This is a genomic window from Streptomyces sp. NPDC052043 (assembly GCF_044548235.1).
GTDB lineage: Bacteria > Actinomycetota > Actinomycetes > Streptomycetales > Streptomycetaceae > Streptomyces.
On record NZ_JBIUBT010000002.1, the window covers coordinates 684,645 to 699,152 of the forward strand.

General features: G+C 69.8%; 9 protein-coding genes. 5 read left to right on the forward strand and 4 right to left on the reverse strand.

Annotated features, from left to right (window positions below; genetic code table 11):
* The first annotated feature begins 18 nt into the window (after positions 1–18).
* Positions 19–1,881 carry a molecular chaperone DnaK gene (gene dnaK / locus ACIHCX_RS07730; protein WP_400027609.1) on the forward strand — a complete coding sequence of 621 codons (1,863 nt, stop codon included), beginning with the start codon at positions 19–21 and terminating at the stop codon, positions 1,879–1,881.
* Positions 1,882–1,956: 75 nt separating this feature from the next.
* Here the strand turns inward: dnaK and ACIHCX_RS07735 are convergent, their stop codons facing one another.
* A complete protein-coding gene (locus tag ACIHCX_RS07735; protein WP_400027611.1) occupies positions 1,957–2,820 on the reverse strand; it encodes a helix-turn-helix domain-containing protein in 864 nt (287 codons plus the stop codon).
* On the reverse strand, positions 2,813–3,673 hold the full coding sequence (locus ACIHCX_RS07740) for a helix-turn-helix domain-containing protein (protein ID WP_400027612.1): 861 nt from the start codon (positions 3,671–3,673) through the stop codon (positions 2,813–2,815). The genes ACIHCX_RS07735 and ACIHCX_RS07740 overlap by 8 nt, the downstream gene beginning before the upstream one ends.
* A gap of 199 nt (positions 3,674–3,872) precedes the next feature.
* Between ACIHCX_RS07740 and ACIHCX_RS07745 the strand changes: the two genes are divergently transcribed.
* Together ACIHCX_RS07745 and ACIHCX_RS07750 are read left to right on the forward strand one after the other, a co-directional pair.
* Positions 3,873–4,178, forward strand: a complete 306-nt coding sequence (locus tag ACIHCX_RS07745; RefSeq protein ID WP_400027614.1) for a 4a-hydroxytetrahydrobiopterin dehydratase — start codon at positions 3,873–3,875, stop codon at positions 4,176–4,178.
* 27 nt (positions 4,179–4,205) lie between these two features.
* On the forward strand, positions 4,206–4,949 hold the full coding sequence (locus ACIHCX_RS07750) for a class I SAM-dependent methyltransferase (protein WP_400027616.1): 744 nt from the start codon (positions 4,206–4,208) through the stop codon (positions 4,947–4,949).
* Between the two features lie 15 nt (positions 4,950–4,964).
* Here ACIHCX_RS07750 and ACIHCX_RS07755 read toward each other — a convergent pair whose 3' ends face one another.
* Both ACIHCX_RS07755 and ACIHCX_RS07760 read right to left on the reverse strand, forming a co-directional pair.
* Positions 4,965–7,691 (reverse strand): cellulose binding domain-containing protein, encoded by a 2,727-nt coding sequence (locus tag ACIHCX_RS07755; protein WP_400027617.1) that lies wholly within the window; start codon positions 7,689–7,691, stop codon positions 4,965–4,967.
* A gap of 143 nt (positions 7,692–7,834) precedes the next feature.
* The gene (locus ACIHCX_RS07760; RefSeq protein WP_400027619.1) at positions 7,835–10,753 is read right to left on the reverse strand and encodes a glycoside hydrolase family 48 protein; all 2,919 of its coding nucleotides are present in this window, start codon (positions 10,751–10,753) and stop codon (positions 7,835–7,837) included.
* A 296-nt stretch (positions 10,754–11,049) separates the two neighbouring features.
* Between ACIHCX_RS07760 and ACIHCX_RS07765 the strand changes: the two genes are divergently transcribed.
* Together ACIHCX_RS07765 and ACIHCX_RS07770 are read left to right on the forward strand one after the other, a co-directional pair.
* The gene (locus tag ACIHCX_RS07765; RefSeq protein ID WP_400027621.1) at positions 11,050–12,525 is read left to right on the forward strand and encodes a cellulase family glycosylhydrolase; all 1,476 of its coding nucleotides are present in this window, start codon (positions 11,050–11,052) and stop codon (positions 12,523–12,525) included.
* Between the two features lie 173 nt (positions 12,526–12,698).
* On the forward strand, positions 12,699–14,435 hold the full coding sequence (locus ACIHCX_RS07770) for a glycoside hydrolase family 6 protein (RefSeq protein ID WP_400027622.1): 1,737 nt from the start codon (positions 12,699–12,701) through the stop codon (positions 14,433–14,435).
* Positions 14,436–14,508: the final 73 nt, after the last annotated feature.

Here is a 14,508-nt window from a genome sequence, read left to right on the forward strand (position 1 = left end):
GCCCGGAAGGGGACGAAGATGGCACGTGCGGTCGGGATCGATCTCGGGACGACGAACTCGGTGGTGGCCCTGCTGGAAGGCGGTGAGCCCACCGTCGTCGCCAACGCCGAGGGCGCGCGCACCACGCCGTCGGTCGTGGCGTTCGCCAAGAACGGCGAGGTGCTCGTGGGCGAGGTGGCCAAGCGGCAGGCGGTGACGAACGTGGAGCGCACCGCACGCTCGGTCAAGCGGCACATGGGGGACGCGAACTGGCGCTTCCCGGACCAGGGTTCCGTCGACGGCACCCGCTACCAGGCGCAGGAGCTGTCCGCGCGCGTCCTGCAGAAGCTGAAGCGGGACGCGGAGTCCTACCTCGGCGAGGACGTCACGGACGCGGTGATCACCGTACCGGCGTACTTCGACGACGCGCAGCGGCAGGCGACGAAGGAGGCCGGGGAGATCGCGGGGCTGAAGGTCCTGCGGATCATCAACGAGCCGACGGCCGCGGCACTCGCCTACGGCCTGGACCGGGGCGAGGAGCAGACCGTGCTCGTCTTCGACCTCGGCGGCGGCACCTTCGACGTCTCCCTGCTGGAGATCGGTGACGGCGTCATCGAGGTCAAGGCCACCAACGGCGACACCCTCCTCGGCGGCGACGACTGGGACCAGCGGATCGTCGAGCACCTGGTCAAGCGGTTCAAGGGCCAGTACGGCATCGACCTCGGCAACGACAAGATGGCGGTGCAGCGACTGCGCGAGGCCGCCGAGAAGGCCAAGATCGAGCTGTCGTCGTCCTCCGAGACGACGATCAACCTGCCCTACATCACGGCCTCCGCCGAGGGCCCGCTGCACATGGACGAGAAGCTGACCCGGGCCCAGTTCCAGGAGCTGACCGCCGATCTGCTGGACCGCTGCCGCAAGCCGTTCCACCAGGCCGTCAAGGACGCGGGCATCAAGCTCTCGGCCGTCGACCACGTGATCCTCGTCGGCGGCTCCACCCGGATGCCGGCCGTGACCGACCTGGTGCGGGAGCTGACCGGCAAGGACCCGCACAAGGGCGTCAACCCCGACGAGGTGGTGGCCGTGGGCGCCGCCCTCCAGGCGGGCGTGATCCGCGGCGACGTCAAGGACGTCCTCCTGCTCGACGTCACGCCGCTGTCCCTCGGCATCGAGACCAAGGGCGGCATCATGACCAAGCTCATCGAGCGCAACACCACGATTCCCACCCGGCGTTCGGAGATCTTCACCACCGCCACCGACAACCAGCCCTCGGTCGGCATCCAGGTCTACCAGGGCGAACGTGAGATCGCCGCGTACAACAAGAAGCTCGGCGTCTTCGACCTCACCGGCCTGCCGCCCGCGCCGCGCGGGGTGCCGCAGATCGAGGTCGCCTTCGACATCGACGCCAACGGGATCATGCACGTCTCGGCCAAGGACCTGGCCACCGGGCGCGAGCAGAAGATGACCGTGACCGGCGGCTCGGCCCTGCCCAAGGACGACATCGACCGCATGATGCGGGAGGCCGAGCAGTACGCCGAGGAGGACCGCAAGCGCCGGGAGAGCGCCGAGACCCGCAACCAGGCCGAGCAGCTCGTCTACCAGACGGAGAACTTCCTCCGCGACAACGGCGACCGTGTGCCCGCCGACACCAAGTCGGAGGTCGAGGCCGCCGCCGCCGAGGTGAAGGCCCTCCTGGAGCAGCAGGCGGAGACCCCGGCGCTGCGCACGGCCATCGACAAACTGGCCTCCGTCAGCCAGCGGATGGGCCAGGCGATGTACGCCCAGGCCCAGCAGAGCGGCCCGGACGGCACCGAGCAGCACACGGCACCGCCCGACGAGGACTCGGTGGTGGACGCGGAGATCGTCGACGACGAACGCGACACCAAGGGCGGAGCCGCCTAGTGCCGCGACGGGGCAAACGTTGCCTGTCGCGGCACTAGCGTCCGTCCGTGGCGCAGGTCGTCCGCCGGGCCGGGCTCACAGGTTCTTGCGGTACTCCCGCAGCAGCTCGCGGGTCTGCTCGGCGGTGGCCGCGGCGGCCGTCATGCGGTCGAGCACCTCCAGGTGCGTGGAGATCTCCGCGCGGGAGTCCAGGCACAGGGCGCCGGTCAGGTACTCGGTGTAGACCAGGTCGGGCAGCTCCGGCTCGGCGAAGCGGAACAGCGAGAACGGCCCGTACGTGCCCGCGTGCGGCCCCCGCGCGAACTCCGCGATCTGCACCGTCACCCGGTCCCGCTCGGTGTACTGGAGCAGCTTGTCGAGCTGCTCGCGCATCACCTCGGGGCGGTCGCTCACCGGCCGTCGCAGCACCGTCTCGTCGACGATCACCCACAGGTGCGGCGGATCCGGCCGCTCCAGCAGCCGCTGCCGGGTCATCCGCAGCGACACGTGCCGCTCGACGGCGTCCGGGCTGCGCTGTCCGACCGTTCCGGCCTCCAGCACCGCCCGCGCGTAGCCCTCCGTCTGGAGCAGCCCCGGCACGAAGTGCGGCTCGTAGGAGCGGATCAGCCGGGCGGCGCCCTCCAGGCTCACATACAGGCTGAACCACTCCGGCAGCACGTCGTGGAACCGCTGCCACCAGCCCGGCGCGTTGGCCTCCTCGGCCAGCGCGACGAACGCGGCGGCCGCCTCGTCGCCCACCCCGTAGGCGGACAGCAGCAACTGCACGTACGGGATCTTCAGCGCGACCTCGGCCGTCTCCATCCGCCGTACGGTCGCGGGGGCCACCCGCAGGACGCGCGCGGCCTCCTCGCGTCCCAGTCCGGCCTTCTCCCGCAGTTCCTGAAGTCGTCTGCCGAGCACCACCTGGCCCACGGTCGGCGCGGCCCGCCGCTCACTCACGCCAGGCCTCCCGGCTCTCTCCCGCCCACGAGGAATGAAGGTACTCGACGGTGGCCTGGTCGGCGGGCAGGAACGTCTCGATCGCCAGTTCCGCGACCGTCACGTCCATGGGTGTGTTGAAGGTGGAGATGGAGGAGACGAAAGACAGCACCCGCCCGTCGTGCTCGATCCGCAGCGGCAGCGCGAAGTACGGCACCTGTCCGGGCGGCCCCGCCGTCTGAGGCGCGCTCCGCGGCACCGGGTAGGCCGCCACCTCCTCGTACAGCTCGCGCAGCGCGGCCGAGCGGTGCAGCGCGACCTGCCGCTCCATCTGGGCGAGCAGGTGCCCGCGCCACTCGCGCAGATTGCGGATGCGCGGTGCCAGACCGTCCGGGTGCAGGGTCAGCCGCATCGCGTTCAGCGGCGCGGCGAGCAGCCGCTCCGGCACGCCCTCCAGCAGCATCGTGATGCCCCGGTTCGCGCTCACCACGTCGTACGTCGCGTCGACCACCAGCGCGGGATACGGCTCGTATCCCCGGATCAGCCGCTCCAGGCCCTCGCGCAGCGGGCCGAGCGCCGGGTCGTCCAGCGGGGTCTGCCGGTACCGCGGGGCGTAACCGGCGGCCAGCAGCAGGGCGTTGCGCTCCCGCACCGGCACCTCCAGGTGCTCCGCAAGCCGCAGCACCATCTCCTCGCTCGGCCGGGACCGTCCGGTCTCGATGAAGCTGATGTGCCGGGACGAGGAGTCGGCGCGCAGCGCCAGTTCCAGCTGACTGATCCGCCGCCGCTCCCGCCAGGACCGCAGCAGCGGGCCCACGCCCCGGGCTGCGGGAGCGGTCGGGGACGTGGTGGTGCCGGACGCGACAATGGCCATACGCACGACCGTAGTCGAGGAGCGGGCGGATGACCGAGCGGTGGAGCCCGTCCTGGCCGGCGACGGCGGCCTGACGCGCCGGTGAGCGGCGGCCGACAGGGCGACGCGGCGGCCCTCCTGTGGCAGTCTGAGCAGGAACGCGAGATCCGGAAGAGGTCCGGAAGACGTCCGGAAGAGGTCCAGGAAGGGAGCCGGTCCCATGCCCGTCGCACCGCTGTCGCACAAGGAGATCGAGGAGCGGCTGGCCGAACTGCCCGGCTGGTCCGTGGACGGGGACCGCCTCACCCGCTCGTTCCGGCTCGGCTCGCATTTCGCGGCGACGGCGATGGTCGTGCACATCGCCCAGGTGCAGGAGGAGCTCAACCACCATTCCGACCTCACGCTGGGCTACAACACGGTCTCGTTCAGCGTGAACACCCACAGCGTGGGCGGCGCCCTCACCGAGAATGACTTCGAACTCGCCCACCGGGTGCAGGACCTCGCACCGGGGCACGGGGCACGCTGATCCACATCGGGACGGGAGGGGGACCGCGTGCTGGACTACGACGAGGAAGCCGAGCGCTACGACGCCTCGCGCGGCGGTGAAGCGAGGGCGGAGGCCGCGGCGGAGGCGGTCCTCGGCCTCGTACCGCGGCAGGCGCGTGAACTGCTCGACGTGGGCTGCGGCACCGGCATCGTGACCCGCCGCCTCGCCGCCGCCCGTGCAGGCCTGCGGGTGATCGGGGCCGACCGGGCGCCCGCGATGGCCCGGTACGCCGGGGCGCGCCTGCCCGGTGCCGTCGTGCTCGCCGACAGCCGCAGTCTGCCCTTCCCGGACGGGCGGTTCGACGCCGTCACCAGCGTGTGGCTGCTGCACCTGGTGCCCCGCCCCGAGGACGCGCGGGCGATCGTCGCCGAGTGCGCCCGGGTGCTCAGGACCGGCGGGGTGTACGTCACCACGGTCGACAAGGCCGCCGCGCACAACGTCGGCAGCGACATCGACGGAGTGCTCGCCTCCCGGCCCGGTTCCCCGGCCTGCGACGACGCCGGCCTCGTCTCCGAGTACGCCGCCGCGCACGGCCTGGTCCCGGCCGGGCAGGCCCTCTTCCCGGGCCGGGACCAGGGCCGCAGTCCGCGCAGCACCATCGCGGACCTGCGCCGCGGCTGGTTCGTCACGCTGCCGCCGGGCGAACCCCGCACCGAGGCCTTCGCCGAGCGGCTGGCGGCCCTGCCCGAACAGGACCGCCGCCGCCCGGACCCGGTCTTCACCCTGCGGGCGTTCCGCAAGGGGGAGTGAGGTCCCCTTCCCCCGTCAGGAGACCGTGCAGGTCTGACCGCCGAGGGTGAAGGCGGTCGGTCTGCCGTTGGTCCCCGACCAGTTCCCCGTGAAGCCGAAGTCCACCGACGAGCCCGCCGCGACGTCGCCGTTCCAGCTCGTGTTCTTCGCCGTCACGGACGCACCCGACTGGGAGTGGTCGGCGTTCCACAGCGAGGTGATCTCCTGCCCGTTCGGGAAGGACCACGCCAGCGACCAGCCGTTCCAGGCCGTGGTGCCGGTGTTGGTCAGCCGGACGTCGGCCTGGAAGCCGCCGTCCCACTGGTTGGTGACGCTGTACGCCACCGCGCAGGGACCGGCCGGCGGCGGTGTCGAACCGTCGTCGCCACCGCCGGTGTCGCCGCCCCCGTTGTCCCCGCCGCCGGTGTCTCCACCACCGCCCGTGTCGCCGCCGCCGTTCGGGTCGGAAGTGTCGCCGTAGATCACCCCGCGGCCGTTGGTCGAGACGTACACGCGGCCGTAGATCCGCGGGTCACCGGTGATCGCCGCGCCCGTCCAGCCCCACTGGTGGGCGTCGTCGTTGATCCGGGTCCAGCTCGCGCCCTTGTCGGTGGAGCGGAAGATGCCCCGCACCCCGCCGATCTTCGCGCTGGTGTACAGCGTCTGGTACGAGGCGCCGTTCGCCGCCTTGCCGAAGCCGATGGTGTCGGCCTCCGCCACGTTCGACAGCTTGGTGAAGCTCGCGCCGCCGTCGGTGGAGTGCCACAGCCCGTACGCGCCGTCGCTCGCGCCGCCCGCCAGCCAGATGTCGCCCTTCGTGCCCGGCAGGGCCTTGAAGCGCACGCTGTCGCCCGTGGGAAGACCGGCCGCCGGCGACGCCGTGAAGGTCGCGCCTCCGTCCGAACTCACGTAGAACTTGCCGGACTTGAAGCCGTAGAAGGTCTCCGGGTCCACCCGGTCCGAGGCCACGGCCGCGCCCGCCGGGATTCCGGCCGACGCCGACCACGACGAGCCGTACCCCGACGTGTACTGCACTCCCGCGCCCGCCGGGCTCCACACGAACCGGCCGCCGTCCGCGCCGGCCGCGACCGTGCCGCCACCGCTCACGCCCGAAGGCTCCGCGCCCGCGAACCAGTTGGCGCCGTTGTCGGTGGAGAACGCCACGTGCGAACCCGAGTCCACGTCGCCCACCCGTACCACCGTGTTCGGGTTGGTCTCGGCGAAGTCCAGGCTGGTGCTCGTGGTGAAGGTCGGGGAGGTGAACATCATCGACGGGACCTTCGTCAGGTCCGTGTGCCGGAAGCCGCCGATGTCCCCCAGAGCGCTCAGCAGCGGAGCTCCGGACGGCGGGGACACCAGGTCGTTCACCGCGGTCTCCTCGAGACCCTGCACCATCGGCCGCACGGCGAACTGACCGCCGCTGTCCCACTTGGTGAGGTTCTCGGTGCCGTAGATCGTCGCGCCCGTGCCGTACATCATCCGGTCGGAGTCGAACGGGTCGATCTCCAGCGCCTCCGTCATCCAGCCCAGTTTCGGGGTCTGTTCGGGCGGTGAGGGGTTCGCGCCGAAGGTGAGCCACGGCGTGGACGACACGTCCATCGTGTAGCGGTTGGAGCGGTTCGGGTACGACGTGTAGTCCCAGGCCTGCGTCCAGGTCGCGCCGCTGTCGGTGGAGCGGAAGATCTGCGTGTCCGGCCACCAGGAGCTGTAGGCCGTCGCCATCACCGTGCCCGGGTGCTGCCGGTCGAGCGTCAGACCGCTGAAGCCGAAGTAGACGTCGGCATCGGCAACCGGGCTGATGTCCGTCCAGGCGCCGGTCGCCGTCGCGTACCGCCACAACTGGCCCTTGCCGCCGTCGTAGGGTCCGCCCGTGTCGCTGTAGGCGAGATACAGGTAGCCGTTCTTCGCGTCCAGCACGCCCTTGTGGGCCAGGTACCCGGTCGGCTGCCCCGGCAGCCGCTGCCAGGTCGCGCCCGCGTCCGTCGAGCGGTACACCGCGTTGTCCTTGTCGGCGACCCCGGCGTAGATGGTCTGCGTGGCGGTGCCCGGCGTGCCGGTCGACTCGTCGAAGGTGACCCAGACGACGCCCTGGTTGTCGTTGGCGTAGCCGGACGTGTCGCCCGGGTCCTGCGCGTAGTTGCCCGGGTTGGTGAAGCTCGTGACCCGCGACCAGGTCACCCCCGAGTCCGTCGAGCGCCACAGGCCGTTGCCGCTGGGCGCGCCCAGGTACAGCACGCTGTCCTTGTTCGGGTCGATCGCCAGCCGCTCGCCCATCCCACGGCCCGGCATGTTGCCGCCCAGCTTGAACGGCAGGTCGGTCTTCTGCCAGCTCGCGCCCCGGTTGCCGGAGCGCAGCACGGCTCCCTTGCCCGGGTCCCAGTCGTTGGTGTACGTGCCGACGGCCGCGTACACCTTGTCCGGGGCGGCGGAGTCGGAGGCGATGCTGACGACGCCGGTGTGCCCCCAGTCGTCCCAGCCGACCGAGTCGAGGAGCGGCGTCCAGGTCTTCGTCGACTGCTGCCAGCGATAGGCGCCGCCGATGTCGGTGCGGGCGTAGACCAGGTTCTTCTCGCTGCGGTTGAAGACGATGCCGGGGACGAAGCCGCCCCCGTCGATGCGGGCGTTCTTCCAGGTGTACGTGTCCGCCGCGACCGCGGTCGGCGCGGCGGGCGCGGCCGCCGCGGACGGGGCGCCGGCGAGCAGTCCGGCGGCGAGTGCGAACACGGCCGTGAGGACACGGCCGGTGCGGGTGGCTCTTCGCACGGTGGGGCTCCTCTCGACGGAGGCAGGAGGGGGGAGAGTGGGGAGGAAGTGACGACCGGGCGGCTCCCCCCGTGAGGGAGCCGCCCGGTCGGGGACCCGTCGGCGGATGACGGGCCCCGGTACACGGAGCGTTCAGCGGGGACTTATTCGAGGAGCTCCGCGTACGAACCCATGGCCAGCGCGATGTCCGCCTGCGCCCAGAACCGGTGGTAGGTGAAGCTGGGGGCCGCGCCGCCCTTCAGGTAGGCCTCGATCTTCGACCAGGCCGGGTCGTTCTTGTAGAAGGAACGGATGGAGCTGAACGTCGACGAGGAGTCGATCTTGTCGCCGTTCGGCATGGTGCCGGTCCAGCCGCTGGGCACGTACACCTTGTCGCCGAAGCGGCTGTAGTCGGTGCGGGTCTCCGGCACGGCGATGCCCAGGCTGTCCTGGTTGTTGTTCCACATGCCGTCCAGCAGCGCCTTCGCCGTCGACTTCGCGTTCGCGTCACCGGACCTGGCGGCGTAGTACGTCAGGGTCTTGGCGTACGAGGCCGCCACACCGACGTCGTTGGTGTAGTCGGCGACGGTGACGTGCAGCGAGTTGTTCGCGCCGGGGGAGGAGGCGTTCCAGGTGTCCGGCTGCCCCGACCACTTGAGGGTGGAGGGGATCTGGAAGGTGCCGTTCGGGTTGACCGTGGTCTTGGACAGCGCCCACTTGACCCACTTGTCGAGCACCGTCTTGGCGGCGGCGTCACCCGTCTGCTGGTAGTACTCGGCGACCCGCTCCATCGACCAGGTCTGGAAGCCGAACCACTGGTTGGATGGCGGGTCGTGGTAGACGGGCTGCCAGTCGTAGTACATGCCGTAGAAGGTCGGCGTGCCAGCCGGCGGGGTCGCGTAACGGCCCTGCCAGCTGTTGGTCGCGCCGCCCGCGATGGCGCCCTCGGAGGACTGGAGCCACCGGTAGAACTCCAGTTGCCGCGTGAGCGACTTGCTCCAGTCGGCCGCGCCCGTCGAGGACTTGGGCTTCAGGTCGGCGTTGCTGCTCAGCGCGTACGCCGCGAGCGGGTTCTGGTAGCCGCCGTGGACATGGCTGGAGCCGATGCGCCAGGCCCAGCCCGCCGAGGTGTCGGTGGCGCCGCCCCAGGCGTAGTACCAGGAGAGCAGGTAGTGCGAGGCGTCCTTGCCGGTGCCGGCCGGGCAGGAGGAGGCCCCGACACAGTTGCCGATCTTCTTGAAGTACTTGTCGTACATCGAGTACCGCAGGTAGTCGCCCATCTTCGCCGCCTTGGCGACGGTGGCCGACACATCGGCGCTCTTGCCCTGCGCCTTGGCCCACAGGTCCGCCCAGTACGCCGCCTGGACGGCACGCGCGTCGGCGTCGGGGGCGTCGGTGAACTTCCACTGCTTGGCGTAGGAGGAGTCCCCGGTGAACAGGTCCAGGTAGCCGTTCTTGCCGCCGTACTTGAAGGCGTCGCAGGTGGGCTGCGGCACCGTCTCCCAGACCGACTCCTCGGGGCCGCGCTGGAAGGTGTTGATGTACGACGGTCCCTTGGCCGTGGGGCCGGCCTCGCACTGGCCGCCCGGCGTGTTGCCGTAGCCGTAGACGTTGTCGACGTCCTCGATCCAGTGCATGCCGTAGATGTCGTCCGTGCCGTACGCGGACTTCAGCTCACCCGCGATCGGGTCGGAGCCCACCGACACACCGGTGTCCAGCTTCGCCGGGTACTCGTTGGGCGTGTCGTACTCGGGCGCGTACGTCGCCGGCTTCGAGGCCGTGTAGAAGGAGTTGGTCGGCTGGTCGGCGTGGGTGGGGATCATGTACTTCTCCATGATTCCCCAGGCGCCGTTGAACTTCGACCAGTCGCCCGTCACCTTGCCGTACATGGCCTGCAGCCAGAGAAGGTAGCTGTACGCCTCCGACGTGGTCTCGTGACCGTGGTCGGGCGCCTCCACGATCAGCGTCTCCACCGAGTGGTAGGGGATGCCGTCGGGGGAGAAGTAGCCGTTTGCCGGGTTGGTGATCTTGCCGTACAGGTCCAGGAAGCGGGCGTCGTACGCCTTCGAGCCTGCCAGCTCCGTCACGGTGACCGTGGCCTTGGTGTAACCGGTCGCCGAGGCGGTGAAGACCGCCGAGCCGGTGCCGCTGGAGTCCGCGGTGATGGTCACCTTCTGCGCGGTGTTCCAGTTGGACGGAGTGAAGGTGAGCGAGGAGCCGCCGGTCACGGACAGGCCCGTGTTGCCGGAGGTGCGGGAGGTGCTCACCGTCACGTTGGCGCTGGGCTGGTTCGACAGCTTGACGTCGAAGGTGCCCGTCTTGCCCTGCTGGACGCCCAGCTGGGTGGGCGAGACGACCACGGCGGGGCCCGAGGCGACCGTGATGCCGACCGGCGTGGACGGCGCGGAGGCGCCGAGGCTGTCGTAGGCCTTGGCCACCAGGGAGTGACTGCCCGCGGCCAGGTTCGAGACGGAGAGCGTGTACGGCGCCGTGGTGGCGGTCCCCAGCAGCGTCGTGTCGTCGTAGAACTCGACCTTGGTGATGCTCGCGTTGTCGGCCGCCGCGGCGGTCGCCGCGAGCGGCACCGCGGCACCCTGCGTGTAGACCGCGCCCGGGGCCGGGCTGGTCAGCACCGTCACCGGGGGCTGGTGCGCGCCGGCACAGGTGGTGCCGTTGACCGCGAAGCTCGTCGGGGCCGCGTTGGTGCCGCTGTAGCTGAACTGGGCACCGGTGTTCACGGCGGCGCCGGCGGCGACCGTCCCGTTGTACGACTCGTTCTTCACGGTGACCGTCTGGCCGGACTGCGACCAAATGCCGTTCCAGCCGTTGCTGAGCTTCTGGTTGCCCGAGTAGCCGTAGGTGAGGGTCCAGCCGTTGATGGTGTCCGTGCCGCGGTTGGTGATGGTCAGGTCCGCGGTGAAGCCGGAGCCCCAGTCGTTGGTCTTGTAGTCCACGCTGCACTGCAGGGCCGCCGCGTGCGCGGTGGTCGACCCCGTAGCCAGCATGGTGAGTGGAAGCGCGAGGGCCGCCACGGTGGCGGCCCACAGCCGCCGCACACCGCGGCGTCTGCGTCGGGGATGCATGTGCTGGTTCCTCCTTGCGGCTCGGGGGAGGTGGGGGAGGAGCGTCAAGCCGTGAACCAGTGGGAGCGCTCCCATAGTGCGGAAGGGTGTACAGGGGGTCAAGGTCCTTGAAGAGTCGAAAAGATTCGATGCAGTTCAACCCCCTTGAAAGGGTGTTGAGTTGAGGAAGTTCGACAAAAGTTCGCACACCCTCTGTCCTTCGCCGTCACTTGCCGCTACCTTCACTCGAACCAGTGGGAGCGATTCCATCAGTCGACGCGGCCGTCACGGCGCGCCAGAGCTGCAAGGAGTCGCTCATGCGACACCCCCCGCGTTCAGTCCTTTTAGGCATCGCCGGTGCGGTCGCGCTCGTCGGGAGCGTGGTCGTGCCGGCGGTCACGGCGCACGGAGCCGCACCCGCGTGCACGGTGGAGTACACCGTCACCAATCAGTGGGACGCCGGCTTCCAGGGCGACGTGAAGATCACCAACAACCAGGCTCCGCTGAGCAGTTGGAGCCTGACCTTCGACTTCACCGGCGGGCAGAAGGTCACGCAGGGCTGGAACGCCAAGTGGTCCCAGTCCGGTACGAAGGTGACCGCCGCCAACGAGAGCTACAACGGCTCTCTCGGCACCGGCGCGAGCGTCAGCGCGGGCTTCCTCGGCTCCAAGTCGGGGAGCAACCCCGTGCCGACGACGTTCAAGCTCAACGGCACCACCTGCAACGTCGACTCGGGCCCGTCCACACCTCCGACGGACCCGCCGCCGACCGGCGACGGCAAGGCACCCGCCCTGCATGTCTCCGGCACCAAGCTGGTCGACGCCGCCGGGAACAACCGCCGGCTGCTGGGCGTCAACCGCTCCGGCGGCGAGTTCATGTGCGTCCAGGGCTACGGCATCTGGGACGGTCCCGTGGACGACGCCGCGATCAAGGCGATCGCCGACTGGAAGGCGAACGTCGTCCGCATCCCGCTCAACGAGGAGTGCTGGCTGGGTCTTTCCAACATCAAACCCGAGTACGCGGGTGCCAACTACATCAACGCGGTCAAGGAGCTGGTGGCCCGCGTCGAGGCGCACGGCATGACCCCGATCGTCGAACTGCACTGGACCTACGGCCAGTACACCGGCAACTCGGCGGGCTGCTCCGACGTGCACGCCACCTGTCAGAAGCCGATGCCCGACGCCCAGTACACGCCGTCGTTCTGGTCCTCGGTCGCCAGTACCTTCAAGGGTGACCAGGCCGTCGTCTTCGACCTGTTCAACGAGCCCTATCCGGACCGGGCGACCTCCAGCCTCACGGACGCCTGGAAGTGCTGGCGCGACGGCGGCACCTGCCCCGGCATCGGGTACAAGGTCGCCGGCATGCAGAGCCTGGTCGACGCGATCCGCGGTGCCGGGGCGAACAACGTCGTCCTCGCCGGCGGCCTCGCGTACTCCAACGACCTAGGCCAGTGGCTGACCTACCGGCCCACTGACCCGGCCGGCAATCTGGGCGCCTCCTTCCACGTCTACAACTTCAACACCTGCTCCAGCGCGAGCTGCTGGGACTCCACCCTCGCTCCGGTCGCGGCCCAGGTGCCGCTGGTGGCCGGGGAGATCGGCGAGAACACCTGCTCGCACGGATTCATCGACCAGGTCATGAAGTGGTTGGACGACCGTGGACTGTCCTACCTGGGCTGGACCTGGAACACCTGGGACTGCTCCTCCGGGCCGTCTCTGATCTCCGCCTACGACGGCACGCCCACGGCCTTCGGTGCGGGGCTGCGCGACCATCTGCGCGCCCTCAACCCCTGAGTCCTCCGTGGCACGCCCGAGACCGCACGTCCGAAACCGCACGCCCCAGACCGCACACCCAAGTCCGCACGTCCGGGTCCACGACTCCGGACGCCCGACTCCGAGTCCGCACGTCCCTGTCCGAAAGTTCCCTATCCGCAGATCAGGTCAGACAGAAGGAGTACTTGGCACTCATGAGCCGTACCAGAACATCGATACTCGCCGCGATGGCCCTGGTGGCCGGGGCCACGGGGACGGCGCTCACCGCCGCACCCGCCAGCGCCGCGGCCGCCTGTACCGTCGACTACAACGTCAACCAGTGGGACAGCGGCTTCACCGCCGACATCAGCGTCCACAACAATGGTGCCGCCAAGTCGAGTTGGTCGCTGAAGTGGACCTACGCCGGTAACCAGAAGGTCACCAGCTTCTGGAACGCGAAGATCAGCCAGAGCGGTGCGAACGTCACCGCGGCCAACGAGAGCTACAACGGCAGCCTCCCCACGGGCGGTTCCGTCAGCTTCGGCTTCCAGGGCACCTACAGCGGCACCAACGCGATCCCGGCCGCCTTCACCCTCGACGGCGTCACCTGCAACGTCGACAACGGCGGAGGCGACCCCGGTGGCGGCGACCCGGGCGGCGGCGACCCGGGCGGCGGCGACCCGGGCGGCGGCAACGGAAGCCGCGTCGACAACCCGTACGTCGGCGCCAAGGTGTACGTGAACCCGGAGTGGTCCAAGAAGGCCGCCGCCGAGCCCGGCGGCACCAGGGTCTCCAATCAGCCCACCGGCGTGTGGCTCGACCGCATCGCCGCGATCAACGGCGTGAACGGCGGCATGGGTCTGCGCGCCCACCTCGACGAGGCCCTGAAGCAGAAGGGCACCGGCGACGAGGTCATCCAGGTCGTCGTCTACGACCTGCCGGGACGCGACTGCGCGGCCCTCGCCTCCAACGGCGAGCTCGGCCCGACGGAGATCGACAAGTACAAGACGCAGTTCATTGACCCGATCGCGGCCATCCTCGGCGACTCCAAGTACTCCTCGCTGCGGATCGTCACCACCATCGAGATCGACTCGCTGCCGAACCTGGTCACCAACACCAGCGGCCGCGCCACCGCCACACCGCAGTGCGACACCATGAAGGCCAACGGCAACTACGTCAAGGGCGTCGGCTACGCACTGGCCAAGCTCGGCAAGATCCCGAACGTCTACAACTACATCGACGCCGGGCACCACGGCTGGATCGGCTGGGACGACAACTTCGGCCCGTCGGCCGACATCTTCAAGCAGGCGGCCACCAGTGAGGGCGCGTCTGTCAACGACGTGGCCGGCTTCATCACCAACACGGCCAACTACAGTGCCCTGAAGGAGAACAACTTCACCATCAACGACCAGGTCAACGGCGTCTCGGTGCGCCAGTCCAAGTGGGTGGACTGGAACCAGTACGTCGACGAGCTGTCGTTCGCGCAGGCCTTCCGCAACAAGCTCGTCTCGGTCGGCTTCAACTCCAACATCGGCATGCTGATCGACACCTCCAGGAACGGCTGGGGCGGATCGGCACGTCCGGCCGGTCCGGGTGCCAAGACCAACGTGGACACCTACGTCGACGGCGGGCGCTACGACCGCCGCATCCACATGGGCAACTGGTGCAACCAGGCGGGAGCCGGTCTCGGCGAGCGTCCGAAGGCGGCACCGGCCGCGGGCATCGACGCCTACGTGTGGATGAAGCCGCCGGGGGAGTCCGACGGTTCCAGCACCGCCATCGCGAACGACGAGGGTAAGGGCTTCGACCGGATGTGCGACCCGACGTACGGGGGCAACCCCCGCAACAACAACAACATGTCGGGCGCGCTGCCGAACGCTCCGGTCTCCGGGCACTGGTTCTCCGCCCAGTTCCAGGAGCTGATGAAGAACGCGTACCCGGCTCTGCCGTGAGCTGAGGCGATCCGTCGGGGCCGGCCCTGCCGCGGCCCCGGCGGGTGACGAACGGTTCCTCCCCGCGGCCGGG

What these genes read in the sequence shown, in the direction of transcription:
- ACIHCX_RS07770 (WP_400027622.1), top strand. Translation starts at nt 12,699, where the DNA reads ATGAGCCGTACCAGAACATCGATACTCGCCGCGATGGCCCTGGTGGCC.
- ACIHCX_RS07740 (WP_400027612.1), bottom strand. Translation starts at nt 3,673, where the DNA reads ATGGCCATTGTCGCGTCCGGCACCACCACGTCCCCGACCGCTCCCGCA.
- ACIHCX_RS07760 (WP_400027619.1), bottom strand. Translation starts at nt 10,753, where the DNA reads ATGCATCCCCGACGCAGACGCCGCGGTGTGCGGCGGCTGTGGGCCGCC.
- dnaK (WP_400027609.1), top strand. Translation starts at nt 19, where the DNA reads ATGGCACGTGCGGTCGGGATCGATCTCGGGACGACGAACTCGGTGGTG.
- ACIHCX_RS07765 (WP_400027621.1), top strand. Translation starts at nt 11,050, where the DNA reads ATGCGACACCCCCCGCGTTCAGTCCTTTTAGGCATCGCCGGTGCGGTC.
- ACIHCX_RS07745 (WP_400027614.1), top strand. Translation starts at nt 3,873, where the DNA reads ATGCCCGTCGCACCGCTGTCGCACAAGGAGATCGAGGAGCGGCTGGCC.